Source organism: Methanomicrobiales archaeon, from assembly GCA_030019205.1.
Classification (GTDB): Archaea; Halobacteriota; Methanomicrobia; order Methanomicrobiales; family JACTUA01; genus JASEFH01.
Genome location: JASEFH010000002.1, coordinates 44,842 through 57,580, shown reverse-complemented (window position 1 = coordinate 57,580; position 12,739 = coordinate 44,842). Strand labels below are relative to the sequence as shown.

General features: G+C 64.1%; 16 protein-coding genes. 7 read left to right on the top strand and 9 right to left on the bottom strand.

Features of this window, described 5'->3' with window-relative positions:
- Positions 1-37: 37 nt before the first annotated feature.
- Complete coding sequence (locus tag QMC96_01755) at positions 38-868, top strand: META domain-containing protein (protein ID MDI6875478.1); 831 nt, start codon at positions 38-40, stop codon at positions 866-868.
- Positions 869-897: 29 nt separating this feature from the next.
- Here the strand turns inward: QMC96_01755 and QMC96_01750 are convergent, their stop codons facing one another.
- The 5 genes from QMC96_01750 to QMC96_01730 all read right to left on the bottom strand — a co-directional run bounded on the left by QMC96_01750 (position 898) and on the right by QMC96_01730 (position 4,309).
- Positions 898-1,107 (bottom strand): YHS domain-containing protein, encoded by a 210-nt coding sequence (locus QMC96_01750; GenBank protein ID MDI6875477.1) that lies wholly within the window; start codon positions 1,105-1,107, stop codon positions 898-900.
- 1,153 nt (positions 1,108-2,260) lie between these two features.
- Entirely contained in the window at positions 2,261-2,740 is a 480-nt protein-coding gene (locus QMC96_01745; protein ID MDI6875476.1) for an Hsp20/alpha crystallin family protein, read from the bottom strand.
- A gap of 571 nt (positions 2,741-3,311) precedes the next feature.
- Entirely contained in the window at positions 3,312-3,701 is a 390-nt protein-coding gene (locus QMC96_01740) for a DUF1003 domain-containing protein (GenBank protein MDI6875475.1), read from the bottom strand.
- Positions 3,683-3,856, bottom strand: coding sequence for a hypothetical protein (locus tag QMC96_01735; protein ID MDI6875474.1), 174 nt, complete (start codon positions 3,854-3,856; stop codon positions 3,683-3,685). Before QMC96_01735 ends, QMC96_01740 begins: the two co-directional genes overlap by 19 nt.
- Before the next feature lie 180 nt (positions 3,857-4,036).
- A complete protein-coding gene (locus QMC96_01730) occupies positions 4,037-4,309 on the bottom strand; it encodes a hypothetical protein (protein MDI6875473.1) in 273 nt (90 codons plus the stop codon).
- A 218-nt stretch (positions 4,310-4,527) separates the two neighbouring features.
- Between QMC96_01730 and QMC96_01725 the strand changes: the two genes are divergently transcribed.
- The 5 genes from QMC96_01725 to QMC96_01705 all read left to right on the top strand — a co-directional run bounded on the left by QMC96_01725 (position 4,528) and on the right by QMC96_01705 (position 8,259).
- Positions 4,528-4,695: a hypothetical protein gene (locus QMC96_01725; protein MDI6875472.1), complete on the top strand. Its 168-nt coding sequence runs from the start codon at positions 4,528-4,530 to the stop codon at positions 4,693-4,695.
- An 88-nt stretch (positions 4,696-4,783) separates the two neighbouring features.
- Positions 4,784-5,284 (top strand): PadR family transcriptional regulator, encoded by a 501-nt coding sequence (locus QMC96_01720; GenBank protein ID MDI6875471.1) that lies wholly within the window; start codon positions 4,784-4,786, stop codon positions 5,282-5,284.
- Positions 5,262-6,251 (top strand): ATP-binding cassette domain-containing protein, encoded by a 990-nt coding sequence (locus tag QMC96_01715; GenBank protein MDI6875470.1) that lies wholly within the window; start codon positions 5,262-5,264, stop codon positions 6,249-6,251. Before QMC96_01720 ends, QMC96_01715 begins: the two co-directional genes overlap by 23 nt.
- A complete protein-coding gene (locus QMC96_01710) occupies positions 6,251-7,000 on the top strand; it encodes an ABC transporter permease (protein MDI6875469.1) in 750 nt (249 codons plus the stop codon). The genes QMC96_01715 and QMC96_01710 overlap by 1 nt, the downstream gene beginning before the upstream one ends.
- Positions 7,001-7,641: 641 nt before the next feature.
- The gene (locus QMC96_01705) at positions 7,642-8,259 is read left to right on the top strand and encodes a hypothetical protein (GenBank protein MDI6875468.1); all 618 of its coding nucleotides are present in this window, start codon (positions 7,642-7,644) and stop codon (positions 8,257-8,259) included.
- Positions 8,260-8,411: 152 nt separating this feature from the next.
- On the opposite strand, the gene QMC96_01700 is transcribed toward QMC96_01705, so the two are convergent.
- The 4 genes from QMC96_01700 to QMC96_01685 form a co-directional block, all read right to left on the bottom strand.
- Entirely contained in the window at positions 8,412-8,948 is a 537-nt protein-coding gene (locus QMC96_01700) for a heme-binding protein (protein MDI6875467.1), read from the bottom strand.
- Between the two features lie 97 nt (positions 8,949-9,045).
- Positions 9,046-9,642, bottom strand: coding sequence for a DNA-3-methyladenine glycosylase (locus QMC96_01695; GenBank protein MDI6875466.1), 597 nt, complete (start codon positions 9,640-9,642; stop codon positions 9,046-9,048).
- A gap of 58 nt (positions 9,643-9,700) precedes the next feature.
- Positions 9,701-11,056, bottom strand: a complete 1,356-nt coding sequence (gene ftsA / locus QMC96_01690; GenBank protein ID MDI6875465.1) for a coenzyme F390 synthetase — start codon at positions 11,054-11,056, stop codon at positions 9,701-9,703.
- 43 nt (positions 11,057-11,099) lie between these two features.
- Entirely contained in the window at positions 11,100-11,576 is a 477-nt protein-coding gene (locus tag QMC96_01685) for a pyridoxamine 5'-phosphate oxidase family protein (protein MDI6875464.1), read from the bottom strand.
- Positions 11,577-11,878: 302 nt separating this feature from the next.
- Here QMC96_01685 and QMC96_01680 point away from each other — a divergent pair, with 302 nt between their 5' ends.
- Complete coding sequence (locus QMC96_01680; GenBank protein ID MDI6875463.1) at positions 11,879-12,721, top strand: alpha/beta fold hydrolase; 843 nt, start codon at positions 11,879-11,881, stop codon at positions 12,719-12,721.
- The last annotated feature ends 18 nt before the right edge of the window (positions 12,722-12,739 follow it).

Below are 12,739 nucleotides of genomic sequence, written 5' to 3'. Positions count from 1 at the left end.
GCAGCGTTTATCTAATAGCGATTGCAAGGATATCCCTATGCATGCCCTGCGGTCCGAAGGGGCGGAAGCCCTGATCATCCTGGCGGTACTGGCAGCGGCGACCATATTCGGCAGCGGATGCGTGGTGCCGCTGCCGACGGAAGGCGGCGCATCAGAACTGACCTCCCGCGGCTGGAGTCTCGTCTCCTATCGGGACGACGGCGTTCCCACTGGCGTCCTGAACGGAACGGCGATCACCCTTCGCTTCGAAGGTTCCCTGGCGTCAGGTTCCTCGGGATGCAACGTCTACTTCGCAGAGTACACCATCCGGGATTCGTCGCTCCGATTCGATCCGATCGGGCAGACAGAAATCCACTGCGTGGAGCAGGGGGTCATGGACCAGGAGAGCGCCTACCTGGACCTGCTGGCAGCCGTGGAGAAATACCGCATCGACGGGGGGCGTCTGACACTCATGTCCGCGGACGGGTCAGCGCTCCTCGTAATGGAGGAGGACACCGGGCCCGACCCACGGCCGTTCAGCGGCACGGTCTGGGTGCTTGAGAGCTATGCCTCCGACAATGCCGTGGTCCTGCCCCGCGCCGGTTCGACGGTCACGGCGGTCTTCTCGGCGGACGGACGGGTGACGGGTTCCGGTGGGTGCAACCAGTACGCCGCGGAATTCGCCAGCAACGGCCCTGCGATCAGGGTGGGAGCGGTGCGGGTCGCCAGCAGCAGATCCTGTCCGGCGCCTGTCGCGGCCCAGGAGGCCGTATTCCTCGATCTCCTCGGATCGGCGGAGGAGTATGCGATGTACGGAGACTGGCTCTCGATCCGGGCTGCCAACAGGACAGTCCTCTCCTTCCGCGCTGCCGCCGAGGACTCTCGATGAAAACAGGGTATCGAGATTCCGGAATCCCTTCACAGCGGGACGGCCCGTTGATCCTCGTGCAGCGGCACCGCGATCACCCCGGATGACATCTGCATACTCTCGCAGTAGCGCTCCGGATTCATGATAAACTGCTTCTTGCAGCTGAGATCGCAGAAGTAGTAGGTCACACCTCGGTATCGGCTGGACAGGGGGACGATATCCCCGTTCAATTCCTTCTGACATACCGGATCGATTATCATGTTCGCATCCTGATTCCTGATGCATCTCCTTCCTGATATCCTTTGCGGCGGTGGCGACTCCGCACCCCGACCGCGAGCATGAACTGCGCCACGGGAGGGCGGGACCATCCCCTGGAAGATCCGCTTCCGCACTCTGCGGCCCCTTCTCGGGGGATGGGAAAGGATCCTGCAGGGAGCCGTGGAGAGATGGCCGTCCATTTCGCATCGCACGGAAGGAGCAGGGATTCTGGTTGAGGAAGGTGTACCCCCGGCGAAAAGGGGGCTGTACGCGGGGAGCAGGATGGCGATCGGTCGAGCCCGAACACTTCCTGCGAGATCGGAGATGGCCGCATCCCGCTGGCGCAGGCTCCGATCGGCGGGATGAACCGGACCTGGCAGGGGCGTCTGCAGGGATGGACGAAAAGACGCCCACTCCCCCCCCCGGGGGCCGATCCTGTGCGGATCGGATGGACCGCGAAATCGCATCGGAGTGCTGCGCCCCCGGGGTATCGGGCTTGGCGCCTCCTTTGCCCGGGAGAGGGGGGGCATCCCCGCCTCAAATTCTCTCCCAAACGGGAGCATTCCCGATCCTGACGGCACCCCCCACCAGTGCCCCCTGGATACGGCGAACCGCCCTCGTATCGGGGGTCACCGGTTGGCGGATCCACCAATCGCACACATCCCGGGAACGCACTTACCGGCAGGCAGTCCGCAGGGACCGGCGGCGGCATCCGATCGCGCCGGTATGCCCCCCGATCGGAAGAAGCTGGCATCGCGCCGTGCACGATCGGGCGGACAGTGCCGGATCGCCCTTTCCCCCACGAGGCGCAACCGTTATCGCTCTCCTCGCAGGAGGGCCTTGAACGGCCGGAAAAGGCGGCAGGCTGCAGGGAGACTGATCGCGATCGTCTGCCCGCACCGATTCGGCACCCCGCATCACCCGGACTGTTTCCGGGCGGCTACGCACGCATCATGCGCTTCCGCAGATCCTCTGCCGCTTTTCCGTTCGGGGTTCGGACCTGCTGCGGGCCCGATCGACTCCGCGTTCTCCTTCTGCGCCGTCTGCATGCCGGCGGATCCCGCGGGGGGAGTCCGCGGGATGATTCCCGCTCACGGACTCCTGGAGCGGCCCCGGCCCGATCGTGCGGGAAGCCCCTTCCGCCATCCCGCTCCATCAGGCAAGGGGGATCTCCTTTCCGCGGGCTTCGGGCGTCTTCTTCAGCCGTACCTCCAGCACGCCGTTCCGGAACGTCGCCTGCGCCCCCTCCTCGGCGACCTCGGCCGGCAGGAGGATGGTCCTCGACATCGCCCCGTAGGTGCGCTCCCGCAGGTAGTAACCCCCCTCCTCCTGCGCCACCGTCCGTTCCCGCCGCGTGGCTAGGTGCAGCGTCCGGGGATCGAGGAGCCGGATCGAGATATCCTCCCGCTCCACGCCCGGGAGATCGGCGACCACCATCACTTCGTCGCCGTGCTCCCGCACATCGACATGCATCTCGGCGCTGCGGAGCGCGGGGAGCATCCGTCCCGCCTGCCTTCCGGCCTGCTGCCCGAACTCCCCGAGCCCGGTCATCATCTCGTCGAATCGGCGCTGCATCTCCGCCATGATCTCGTCGAACTGCCGACGGAACCCATAGGGTGGCCCTCTCCATGCCATGTCATTCACCTGCAGGTCATCTTGAGGGATCCCGAATATAAAAAGCATTCGCGGCCACAACCGCCCCATCCGTCAGCATGCGGCAAGACCCCTCTACCGCCGCCACCCTCGCCCTTCGAGAACAGCCGGCTGCGGATTGTATTTTGCCATCGCTTTGAAACCGGGGAACGGCCATCCGTGCCGTTCTGCAGGCATTTCGCAGCCTGATGAGGGAAGGCGATGGAATTGCCCGCTCTTTTAGGTCGGATGGCGTAAGAGAGGACGCGATGTCTTCGGAATCCCTGCGGACATCCGCCTCGATGCCACGGGAACACAGGAAAAGAACGAATAACCGGACATATGCTTCCGGCGAACCACTGCCCGCAGGGTATCGGGGCACCTGGAGGGCAGTCCCAGGTGCTTCGCCCGAGTCCGCACCGGAGAATGCCTGGAAGATCTGGCTCTTTCGAAACACTACCGGGCCGAGCCGGAAACCAACTCCGTACATGCCTGCATATTCAAGAGGATGGCTCTGCGGACTGCATAGGGGCTGCCGATGCGGCTGCGTCCATCTGCCGGGCCAACTCCTCCCTCAGGTCCACCTGGATCTTCTGGATCCCGAGCAGCCTCCCTCCCCCTGCTCGTGGAGGAGACGATCATTCTTCTCGTGCAGGAGGTCGATCTCCCTCTCCGCCTTCAGGTTCACCTGGTAGTCCTGCTCGGCAGGGAGGCGGTCACGGACCTCTTCGCGCTTCTGGCTCACCATGATAGCCGGGACCCGGATAGCCGCGATGCAGGAGAGGATGAGGTTGTGCAGGATGAAGGGGTAGGGATCGATCGGACGGATCATGAGCAGAGCGGCATTGATCGCGGTCCAGGCGATGAGGCCCAATAATAACAGCCCGATAAAGAGCCAGCTGCCGGTAAAATCGGCCAGCATGTCTGCCAGTCTCTCCCCGAGCGTCAGAATTTCGTCGTACATGGTGCCGACGTTTTTGATACGAGCTCCAGGTCTTCCCACCGTCTCTCCGCACGCTCCTCGAGACGGGCAATCTCGTCCCGCTCCCTCTCCCGCATCCCGGCCAGGTACGCCGTGCCGTAACGGTTGAGATCCACCATGCAGACAAACCCATCCAAAGAACATTCGGAGTGTTCCCGCCGAATATGCTTCGCGATCCCGGAGGGAACCGCCCGAACGGGCACCGTCTGGCTCCGCAAATTATCTCTTCCGCAGACCTGGCAGGCCCTTGCTCCGGGAGGTCCGACTGCACCGGTTGCGTGCTGCCCTGTAGCGCCGGGGATCACGCTCGACTCGGTCTATGCCGGTCTGCCATCCGGTCCGTTCACCGGGGGCATCCTGACGGAGTACATCGCCTGGCGGAGCATCTTCTTTGCGATCGTCCCGCTGGGCCTGCCGGTCCTCGGGCTCACCGTTCGGAGAGTGCAGACGGGGTGGATCGCGGCAGCGGGTGCGCGGTTCGACCTGCCGGACTCGATTCTCTGCGCCGGCGCCCTCTCCGGCGTGATGTACGGGCTGGCCGCCGTCCCGGACCCCTTGACAGCGGCCAGTATCACGCTCGGGACGTTCATCCTCGCAGGCTTCCTGGGGGTGGGAGCTGCGGTGCGACAGCCCGGTCCCCGACATCCGCATCTTCCCGGGAAACGCCGGATCCTCCTTCTCGAGCCTCGCCGCCCTGATCGATGCGCGCCGACCTATACCGTCGGTTCCTCGCCCTCTATCTCCCGCACCCCCGCGCCTGAGCCCTGCAGCGGCCGGACTGATCCTGGCCGCGCAGCCAGCCGTCCCGATGGTCTTCTCGCTCGTTCTGGGGCGGGTGCAGGTGACCCCCGGGGTCTACCCTCTCAATCTCACCAGCATGCAGGTCGTCTTCCTGATCCTTACCGCTCTCTGCACCTTCGGCGTCTTCGCCAGCTGCGTGCGCGGCAGCATCCGTGAATTCGGCGCGTCGCCCTGACGGGTGATCAGGATTTGGAAAGGGGGCGATCGCTTTTTATCTCCTCCCCCGCTCCATACGTGATGACAGTTCGAAAACGGACTATTCCATGCCCAGCCTGTTGAAGTTCGGATCCCATAGCGGCAAGAGGCGGAGTCTGCTGGCGCTGTTCGTCCTCCACGCCCTCCAGCAGGGCCCGAAATCCGGTTACGATATCCGGAGGGAGATCGCGGAGAGGAGCGGCGGCCAGTGGATCCCGAGCAAGGGGACTCTCTACCCGGTGCTTCACCAGCTGGAGGAGGAACGCCTGATCGCCGTGCTGGCTACCGGGAAACGTTCCCGCACCCTCTACGGACCGACGCCGAAGGGGAGAGCCACGCTGCGCGCTATACGGGAGCGGGGAAAGGAGTCGCACAAGAGGATGGAGGCGTACAGAAACCTCATCCTCGACATCTTCGGAGCCGAGAATTCCCGCATAAAAGCCCTTCAGAACGAAATCCAGGGCGCACTGGAGGAGTGTCCCCCCGGAAAGGAAGGCCACGCTGAAAGAATTCTGGAACACTGTCTTGAGGAACTGAAGAGGAACAATGCCTGCAGCCATACGCGTTGAGAACCTAACCAAACGCTACGACAGCCTGACCGCGGTGGACAGCATCTCCTTCGAGATCGAGCCGGGGGAGATCTTCGGGCTGCTCGGCCCGAACGGGGCCGGCAAGACCACCACGATCTCCATGCTCGCCACCATGCTCAAGCCCACGGCGGGTACGGCCACCGTGAACGGCCTGGACATAGAGCGCGACGAGGACGGCGTGCGGCGGTCGATCGGGGTTGTCTTCCAGGATCCGAGCCTGGACGAGGAGCTCACCGCCTACGAGAACATGGACTTCCACGGGCGGCTCTACCGCATCCCGGGCGAGATCCGCCGTCAGCGGATCGCCGAACTCCTGGGGCTGGTGGGTCTCGAGGAGAGGAAAGACGACCCCGTCAAGACCTTCTCCGGGGGGATGCGGCGGCGCCTGGAGATCGCCCGCGGGCTGCTGCACCACCCCCGCGTGCTCTTCCTGGACGAACCGACGCTCGGGCTGGACCCGCAGACCCGGAACCTCATCTGGGAGTACATCGCCCGGCTCAGCCGGGAGAAGGGGATCACGATCATCCTCACCACGCACTACATGGAGGAGGCGGACCGCCTCTGCGACCGCGTGGCGATCATCGACCACGGACGGATCGTCGCCCTCGGGACGCCGGAGAGCCTGAAAAACAGCATCGGCAGGGATGTGGTGACCATCCGCACCCCCAGCCCCGAGGGGGTTGCTGCGACCCTGCGCGAACCCTGGGTCGCCCGCCTGGAGCAGCACGACGGCACCGTTTCAATCGGCCTCCAGAACGCGGAGGAGCACCTCAGCGCCATCGTGACCCTGCTCAGCCGGGAGAACGTTCCGATCGAGTCGATCGCGATCCACAAACCCACGCTCGAGGACGTCTTCCTCCACTTCACCGGCAAGACAATCCGCGCGCAGGAGACGGACGCGAAAGAGATGATACGCGCTTTCCAGCGGCGGCAGAGGCGGTCCTGATGGACATCGTCTACACCATCTGGCTGCGGAGCCTGAAGCGGTTCCTCCGCTCGAAGAGCCGGATCATCGGCAGCGTCAGCATGCCGCTCTTCTTCCTGCTCTTCCTGGGGTTCGGACTGAACTCGGTCGTCCATATCCCGGAGTTCGGGGCGGACTATATCCAGTTCCTGATCCCGGGCATCGTCGCGATGAGCGTGCTATTCACCTCGGTCTTTGCCGGGATCCAGATCATCTGGGACAAGCAGTTCGGGTTTCTGAAAGAGACCCTGGTCGCGCCGGTCTCCCGCCTGGAGATCATGCTCGGGCAGACTCTTGGAGGGGCGACCACCGCCTTCATCCAGGGGATGATCATTCTCGTGCTGTCGCTCGCTGTCGGGCTCCGGATTGCCAGCCCGCCCGGATTCCTGATCGCGATCCTGTTCATGGTGCTGATCGGGATCTCGTTCACCGCGTTCGGCATCGCCATCGCATCCCGCATGGAGGACATGCACGGGTTCCAGCTGATCATGAACTTCGTGGTCTTCCCCATCTTCGGGCTGTCGGGCGCCCTCTTCCCCATCAGCAGCCTGCCCTCCTGGGCGGCGCCGGTTACGCTCCTGGATCCCCTCACCTACGGGGTGGAGGGGATCCGCTACGGGCTGTCGGGCGTCTCGCAGGTGAACCCGATCATGAGCCTGGCGGTCCTCGGGACCTTCGCCCTGGCGACGACGGTGAGCGGAGCCTATCTGTTCCGCAAGATCCGCCTCTGAGGCGGGAGCGCCCGCCCCGCCCCCCTCCTCCAGCCCTGCGAGATACAGAAGCGGGATACGCAGCGGCCACCAGGATCCGAAATCCGGCATCTCGAGTGTCGGAGTCTATCGCACTCTGCGGGGTGCTGCGGAGCAGAACATATTCCGGCGGGAACCATCGCATCCCCCCGCATTCCCGTCTCCCGGTTCTTCCGGGGCAGGAGCTTCTGCATGGTCGCGTTCCGCAACTCCCTGCGCAGGGATTCCGGAGGAGGTTCGCCCCCTGTCATCATTCCCGTCCATGCGAAGCTCTACCCCCCGCACCGGGACCCAATCCATGAGGTCGAGAAGGGCTGTGGGGGGCTTCGGGGCAGCCCGGGATTTCGACCGGCTCCGGTTCCCCGTTGCTGTCGTTCCGGCAGAATAGCATTGCCATGCCTCCCCGGCTTTCCGGGAATCTGGCAATACCCCGCCGAAGCACCCAAAACGCTATAAAGGTGTGCGATCATGGAGACCGATCCCCCGTGCGGGTGTCAGTTCCCCGTGCGGGTTGTCCTGCGGGGGATGCGACACCCCCGGAGGGGATTCGCGCCGTTCCTGTCGACCCCGCAGCAGGGCTCGAGTGCGGTCGAGGCAGACAAATCGGTATCAGGAGGAAGAGCATGAGAATACTGAAACTGATCTTCGTTGCGGCTCTGCTCCTCTCCGTTGCGGGCATCGCATACGCCCAGAACGGGGAGGAGAACGTGACGAACGTGACACCGGGAGCGAACGAAACTCCCGGAGCGAACGTGACCATGAATGTAACGCCGGCTATCACCGTGACCGATCAGACCATCACGGGCAACGCCACATTCGCAACGGTCGTTGTCGAGAACGTCTCCATCAACACCAGCGGATGGGTGGCGATCCACAACAGCCTCCTCGGGGAGCCCGGAGGACTCGTGGGATTCGCACCCGTCCAGCCCGGTACGACCCAGAATGTAACGGTCCTCATCGATTCCGTGACGGCGACGGATACGCTCATCGCCGAACTGCACCTGGATCTCGGGCAGCCGGGTGCCTTTGAATGGCCGCCCACCGACACGCCCGTCATGGTCAACGGTACGATCCTCGAGGCGCCCTTCAATGTCACGGCGGAGAACTTCACTCTCAAGAATCTGACGCAGGTATGCCAGAGCGTACCCCCCGGAGCCGTGACCGGACCGGTTGCCAACATGACGGCCAATATGACCCCCGAAGAGACACCGCAGCAGATGGGCGCGGGGGCGTCCTTCTAGAAGCCCGACCGGTCATCAGCGGTTGATGGGCGCGCGGACGGGCATCTTCTCCCCGTTCACCCCTTTTTTAACGCCCCCCCGCTCAGGAGAGGGGCATCGGCACCGGATGAAGGTAGCCGACACGGAGTATCGTCGAGGTTCTGCGGTCCCCTCTACACCCGCCGGATCTCGACTGCCACCTCGTTCCGCCTCCGCGGTCCGGCTACGGTCGGGGGGTTGTAGCGCATCAGGAAGGGTGATCCCGCGATGTTGTACCCGGATTCCCGAAGCATGGATAGGAGGCGGACCGTCTCCCGGGCCACCAGAGGTTCGTCGGCGTGCCCTGAAAACCGCAGTGCCGCTATCTCCCGTTCCGGCATCTCCAGGATCCGGATCCGGTCGTCCAGCGGTTCCGGAACCTTCTCGCGGGAGATCCCGGAGGGGATCACGAAGCACATCCGATCCTCGTCGGAGATCACCGGCGCTGTCATCTCGAGACGTTCGTTCCCCCGGTTCCTGCCGGAGAAGTAACGATACAGGATCATGTGGGCCTCGTAGTCCGAGACCCGGGGTGCGCACGCCACCAGCAGTTTCGGATATCTTCGGAGTTCTACCTCCCCGATGGTGCCCACCTTCTCGTACTGCAGGGTCACTGCCACGGATCTTCGCCGCGCCGGGCTGACACCGTACGGGATGATTAATTTTCGCATCGCACTCGTCCGCAGTCCCGGACGTCCCGACACATCCTGGTTCCCGTATCTTTTGCCGGCGGCCTTCTCCCGGATGAACGAGGGAACTCTGCACGGGTCAGCGTTCGCGCCGCGAGACGAACCGGTTCCCTGCCAGGTAGAACCGCAGAGGCCGCTCTGCCGCCTTCGTGATCCCGATGCGGGTCGTCTGCACGATCGGGGGCATCTCCGCCATTCGGTGGATCGGCAGGCTGTCCCTTCCCCAGATCTGTATCGGACCTTCGTAGAGCGGTATCCCGTTGCAGGCAAGCGAGATTCCGAGGGCCTCCGTCAGCTTCCCCGGCCCGTTGCAGAGGAGCGGTATCTTCTCGACGCCCCTCCGCTGCTGCATCCAGGCGACCCCCTCGAGCGGCTCCAGGGCACGGATCAGCACCGCCTCCCCGGCGCCCTCCCGCCCGCTGACGGCGTTGATGCAGGTGTGCAGCCCGTAGATGAGGTAGACGTAAGCGTGCCCGACGGGGCCGAACATGACGCTGTTCCGCCGCGTCATCCCCCGATAGGAGTGGGCCGCCGGATCCTTCTCCAGGTAGGCCTCCGTCTCGACGATTCGCCCGATCGCGGTCCGTTCACCCTCCAGGTGCACCAGGTAGCACCCGAGGAGCTGCTTTGCGACGCCTACGGTATCCTGCTCGTAGAAGGCCTGCTGAAGGATCATGCCGGTAGTATTGTGGACTTACCGGTATATGAGTGGGCGTCCTGCACCTTCCGCCCGTTCAGCGGCGGTCCGCGAGCCTCTTCGGCCGCCCGGAGAGGCTGTAGAGCTCCAGTTCGCGTGGGGCCGTGAAGTTGAATGCGATCGTAAAGAGCCCCTCCTGATATTGCTTTTTAAGCTCCGGCTTCCAGTGGAAGAAGGATCGGGCGAAGTTCTCCGAGATCAGGTCCCGGTTGCAGCTCGCCGGGTCGCTGCTCTCCATGCTCACCTGCAGGACGGTCGCATCGGGGTCCTCCCCCGGATACAGGAATGCCTCGTACTCCCCCGTCAGGTAGTCCATGTTCTCCCGCTGGAAGACTCCGCGCTCGATGTCCACGCGATTGACGGGCGTCTCCCGGATCCAGAAGGTCTCCGCCTCCCGCTGGGGGTTGTAGATCCGCATATGGGTTCTCCCGCAGGGGCACTTCTCCCGCGAGAGGACGACAGAGGTGTCCTCGGTGTCGTAGTTCAGGAGCAGCATCCCTGCCTTCGCCCCGATGGGGAGGAGCGTGGTGAGTACGATCCGCCCGCACTCCCCGTCCGCCACGAAGCGGTGCGTCGACATGTCGTAGATGTCCATGTGGACCAGATCCTCCGGCACGTGCAGCCCGGCTCGCTGGACGCACTCCCCGCACATCGTCCCCTCGGTGCTGCCGTAGGTGTTGTAGGCGTCGACGCCCCAGAGTTCGGCGACGAAGTCTCTCGCCTCGTCGGCAAAGGCCTCTCCGCCCACCACCAGCCTCTCCAGGGTGGTGTCGCGGGGGTCGATGCCGTCGAGCCGGAGCTGGCGGGCCAGGTGGATCAGCTTGAAGACACTCGCGACGATCCCGGTCGGGCGGTAGCTGCGGAGGATGCGGGAGGGGAAGGAGCACTTCCCCGTGGGAACGATGGTGACCCCGAGGTCCCGTGCGGCGAGCGTCATGGTGTTCGCCCCGACGTTCATGCCGTACGAGGCGCAGATGATGATCCTGTCCCCCCGAACGAATCCCTGCGAGGCGAAGATCCGGGCGTACTTCTCCGCGTACCGCTCCCAGTCCTGCCAGGTCAGAAAGAAGCTCTTGGGCGTCCCGCTGGTCCCGCTCGTCTCGTGGATGGTGAAGAGATCCTCCCAGTCGGCGCTGCGGAACTCGAACTCCTCCGTCTCCGGCGGCTGGTGCCTGCGGATATCGGACCCCGAGATGATGGGCAAGGTCAGGAGATCCTCGTGCGTGCGGATCTCTGCCGGGTTGATCTGATGTGTCCGGAACCAGGAGCGGTAGAAAGGAGAGTGTTCGTTCGCGTAGGCAACGGTATAGCGGATCCGCTCATCGATCAGGGCGTCGAGGGCGTCCCTCTCCAGCGTCTCGATATCGGGGCGGAAGAAGTTCTGGCCGGTCATGATCGCATGTGCGCTTTTCGTATCGCGGGGGTGGCGTTTTGCGTCAGGGGTTTTTGAGGGCCACGATCTCCCGGACGTTGGTCAGCTTCCATACGAGGGTGCGATCGCCGTGGAGGAGGGCTTCGACGGGCTCTGCGGGGGAGTGTCCGAGCGCGGCCAGGAACTTCTTCGAGATCCGCTTCTCCTTGATCCGGGCAACAAAACGCTCCTTGATCGCCCGCTTTGCGTCCTCCCCCGTCACCTCGGCAAGCTCCCCCTGCAGTGTGACGAAGTGGTAGCTGGAAAGGTCCGGTGCATATTGTTCGATCTCCACGATCACGGATGGGTCGTTTTTATAGAGCTCTATCTTCTTCCCGTATTTGGTCGGCAGGAAGTAGAGGTAGCGTCCGTCAAAGACGTACAGGAAGGGGGCCATGTACGGGAATTCCTCTCCCCGGAACGCGATCCGGCTCATGTAGTTGTCCCGTATGAGCCGATCGTAGTCCTGTTTCTCCATCCTGGGTATCTTTACGATCTCCATGCTCTCCCCTCCGTCTCTACAGGTTATTTAACTTATCCGCCCCCTCCCCCCATGCATCCGGCATCGACATATGGTGGCCTGATTGCAGCAGCCGTTCACTCCCGTCTCGATGGATCCGCCGCATACACGGCATTCGGTCGCTGTCGCTCACCGGGCCGGGAAAGCCCGTGACCGAGAAGAGGGCCTGTCTTTCATGCGGCCTCATGCAGGCGAGGGGGCAGCAAAGCAGCACCTTGGGGCGGGGTTGAGGGGCTGCCGGTATGAAAAAAGCCAAATGGGCTGAAGCCCAACGTTTCTCCTGCATGTGTCCCCGAGGCATTCCCGTTGTCCTGGTGCACGGCTGGAAGAGCCACCCCGGCATCTGGAACCGGCTCATACCCCGTCTGGGGCAGGAGTCGCTCGAGTGCTGGAACTTCAGCCATGCGGGGATGCGGGATGCGCCCCTCCACGATGTTGCCGCTGCACTGCAGGAGTACGTCGCAACGCGGCGGGAGGAGCGGGGATACAGCGGCCCCCTGGACATGGTCTGCCACTCGATGGGAGGTGTCATCGCCCGATACCTGCTCGAGGTGCTGGACGGGGATGCCCGAAGCGAGCCGGTCCGGCAGCTGATCCAGATCGGATCCCCGAACAACGGCTCCTCGATGGCCGAACTCTTCCATGATCCCGAACACGGCGAGGCGATCATCCGGCAGCTGGCCGGGGTCTTCGTGCCGGCTGGCTACGATCCCTCCCGGGACCCTATTGTCCAGGACTTCCGTCCGAAGAGCCGCGCGATGGCCCGCCTGCGGGACGCCGGCACCCGCGACGATGTCGCCTACCGCATGATCCTCGCCGCCAACCGCACGGCCACGCCCGACCTTTTTCCCTGCTTCGGTGGACGGACCTGGGAGATCGCTCCCGGCGGCGCCTGGCGGCTGACCTACCATGGAGACGGCGTCGTGCCGCACTCGGACTCGTATCTGAGCGGCGCCGGGTTCGACATCCTTCCCGCGGACCCGGCGGAGCTCGCCTGCGCCCCCGGCCGCTACTGCCACGTTCGCCTTCCCCGGAATACCGAAGCGATCGAACGGATCCTGGAGTACCTCCGGGACCCGGATACCCGACCGCAGGCCTTCTGCCCGGGGAGCGGCACCTCCGAATAGCCCGGAGAGGGTCCGATA

Bases quoted from the DNA above. Each gene is read 5' to 3' on its own strand.
- QMC96_01730 (MDI6875473.1), bottom strand. From the start codon at position 4,309: ATGAACGTCCCGAGCGTGATACTGGCCGCTGTCAAGGGGTCCGGGACG.
- QMC96_01725 (MDI6875472.1), top strand. From the start codon at position 4,528: ATGGTCTTCTCGCTCGTTCTGGGGCGGGTGCAGGTGACCCCCGGGGTC.
- QMC96_01715 (MDI6875470.1), top strand. From the start codon at position 5,262: ATGCCTGCAGCCATACGCGTTGAGAACCTAACCAAACGCTACGACAGC.
- QMC96_01700 (MDI6875467.1), bottom strand. From the start codon at position 8,948: ATGCGAAAATTAATCATCCCGTACGGTGTCAGCCCGGCGCGGCGAAGA.
- QMC96_01755 (MDI6875478.1), top strand. From the start codon at position 38: ATGCATGCCCTGCGGTCCGAAGGGGCGGAAGCCCTGATCATCCTGGCG.
- QMC96_01705 (MDI6875468.1), top strand. From the start codon at position 7,642: ATGAGAATACTGAAACTGATCTTCGTTGCGGCTCTGCTCCTCTCCGTT.
- QMC96_01695 (MDI6875466.1), bottom strand. From the start codon at position 9,642: ATGATCCTTCAGCAGGCCTTCTACGAGCAGGATACCGTAGGCGTCGCA.
- QMC96_01680 (MDI6875463.1), top strand. From the start codon at position 11,879: ATGTGTCCCCGAGGCATTCCCGTTGTCCTGGTGCACGGCTGGAAGAGC.
- QMC96_01720 (MDI6875471.1), top strand. From the start codon at position 4,784: ATGCCCAGCCTGTTGAAGTTCGGATCCCATAGCGGCAAGAGGCGGAGT.
- QMC96_01740 (MDI6875475.1), bottom strand. From the start codon at position 3,701: ATGTACGACGAAATTCTGACGCTCGGGGAGAGACTGGCAGACATGCTG.
- ftsA (MDI6875465.1), bottom strand. From the start codon at position 11,056: ATGACCGGCCAGAACTTCTTCCGCCCCGATATCGAGACGCTGGAGAGG.
- QMC96_01685 (MDI6875464.1), bottom strand. From the start codon at position 11,576: ATGGAGATCGTAAAGATACCCAGGATGGAGAAACAGGACTACGATCGG.
- QMC96_01710 (MDI6875469.1), top strand. From the start codon at position 6,251: ATGGACATCGTCTACACCATCTGGCTGCGGAGCCTGAAGCGGTTCCTC.
- QMC96_01745 (MDI6875476.1), bottom strand. From the start codon at position 2,740: ATGGCATGGAGAGGGCCACCCTATGGGTTCCGTCGGCAGTTCGACGAG.
- QMC96_01750 (MDI6875477.1), bottom strand. From the start codon at position 1,107: ATGATAATCGATCCGGTATGTCAGAAGGAATTGAACGGGGATATCGTC.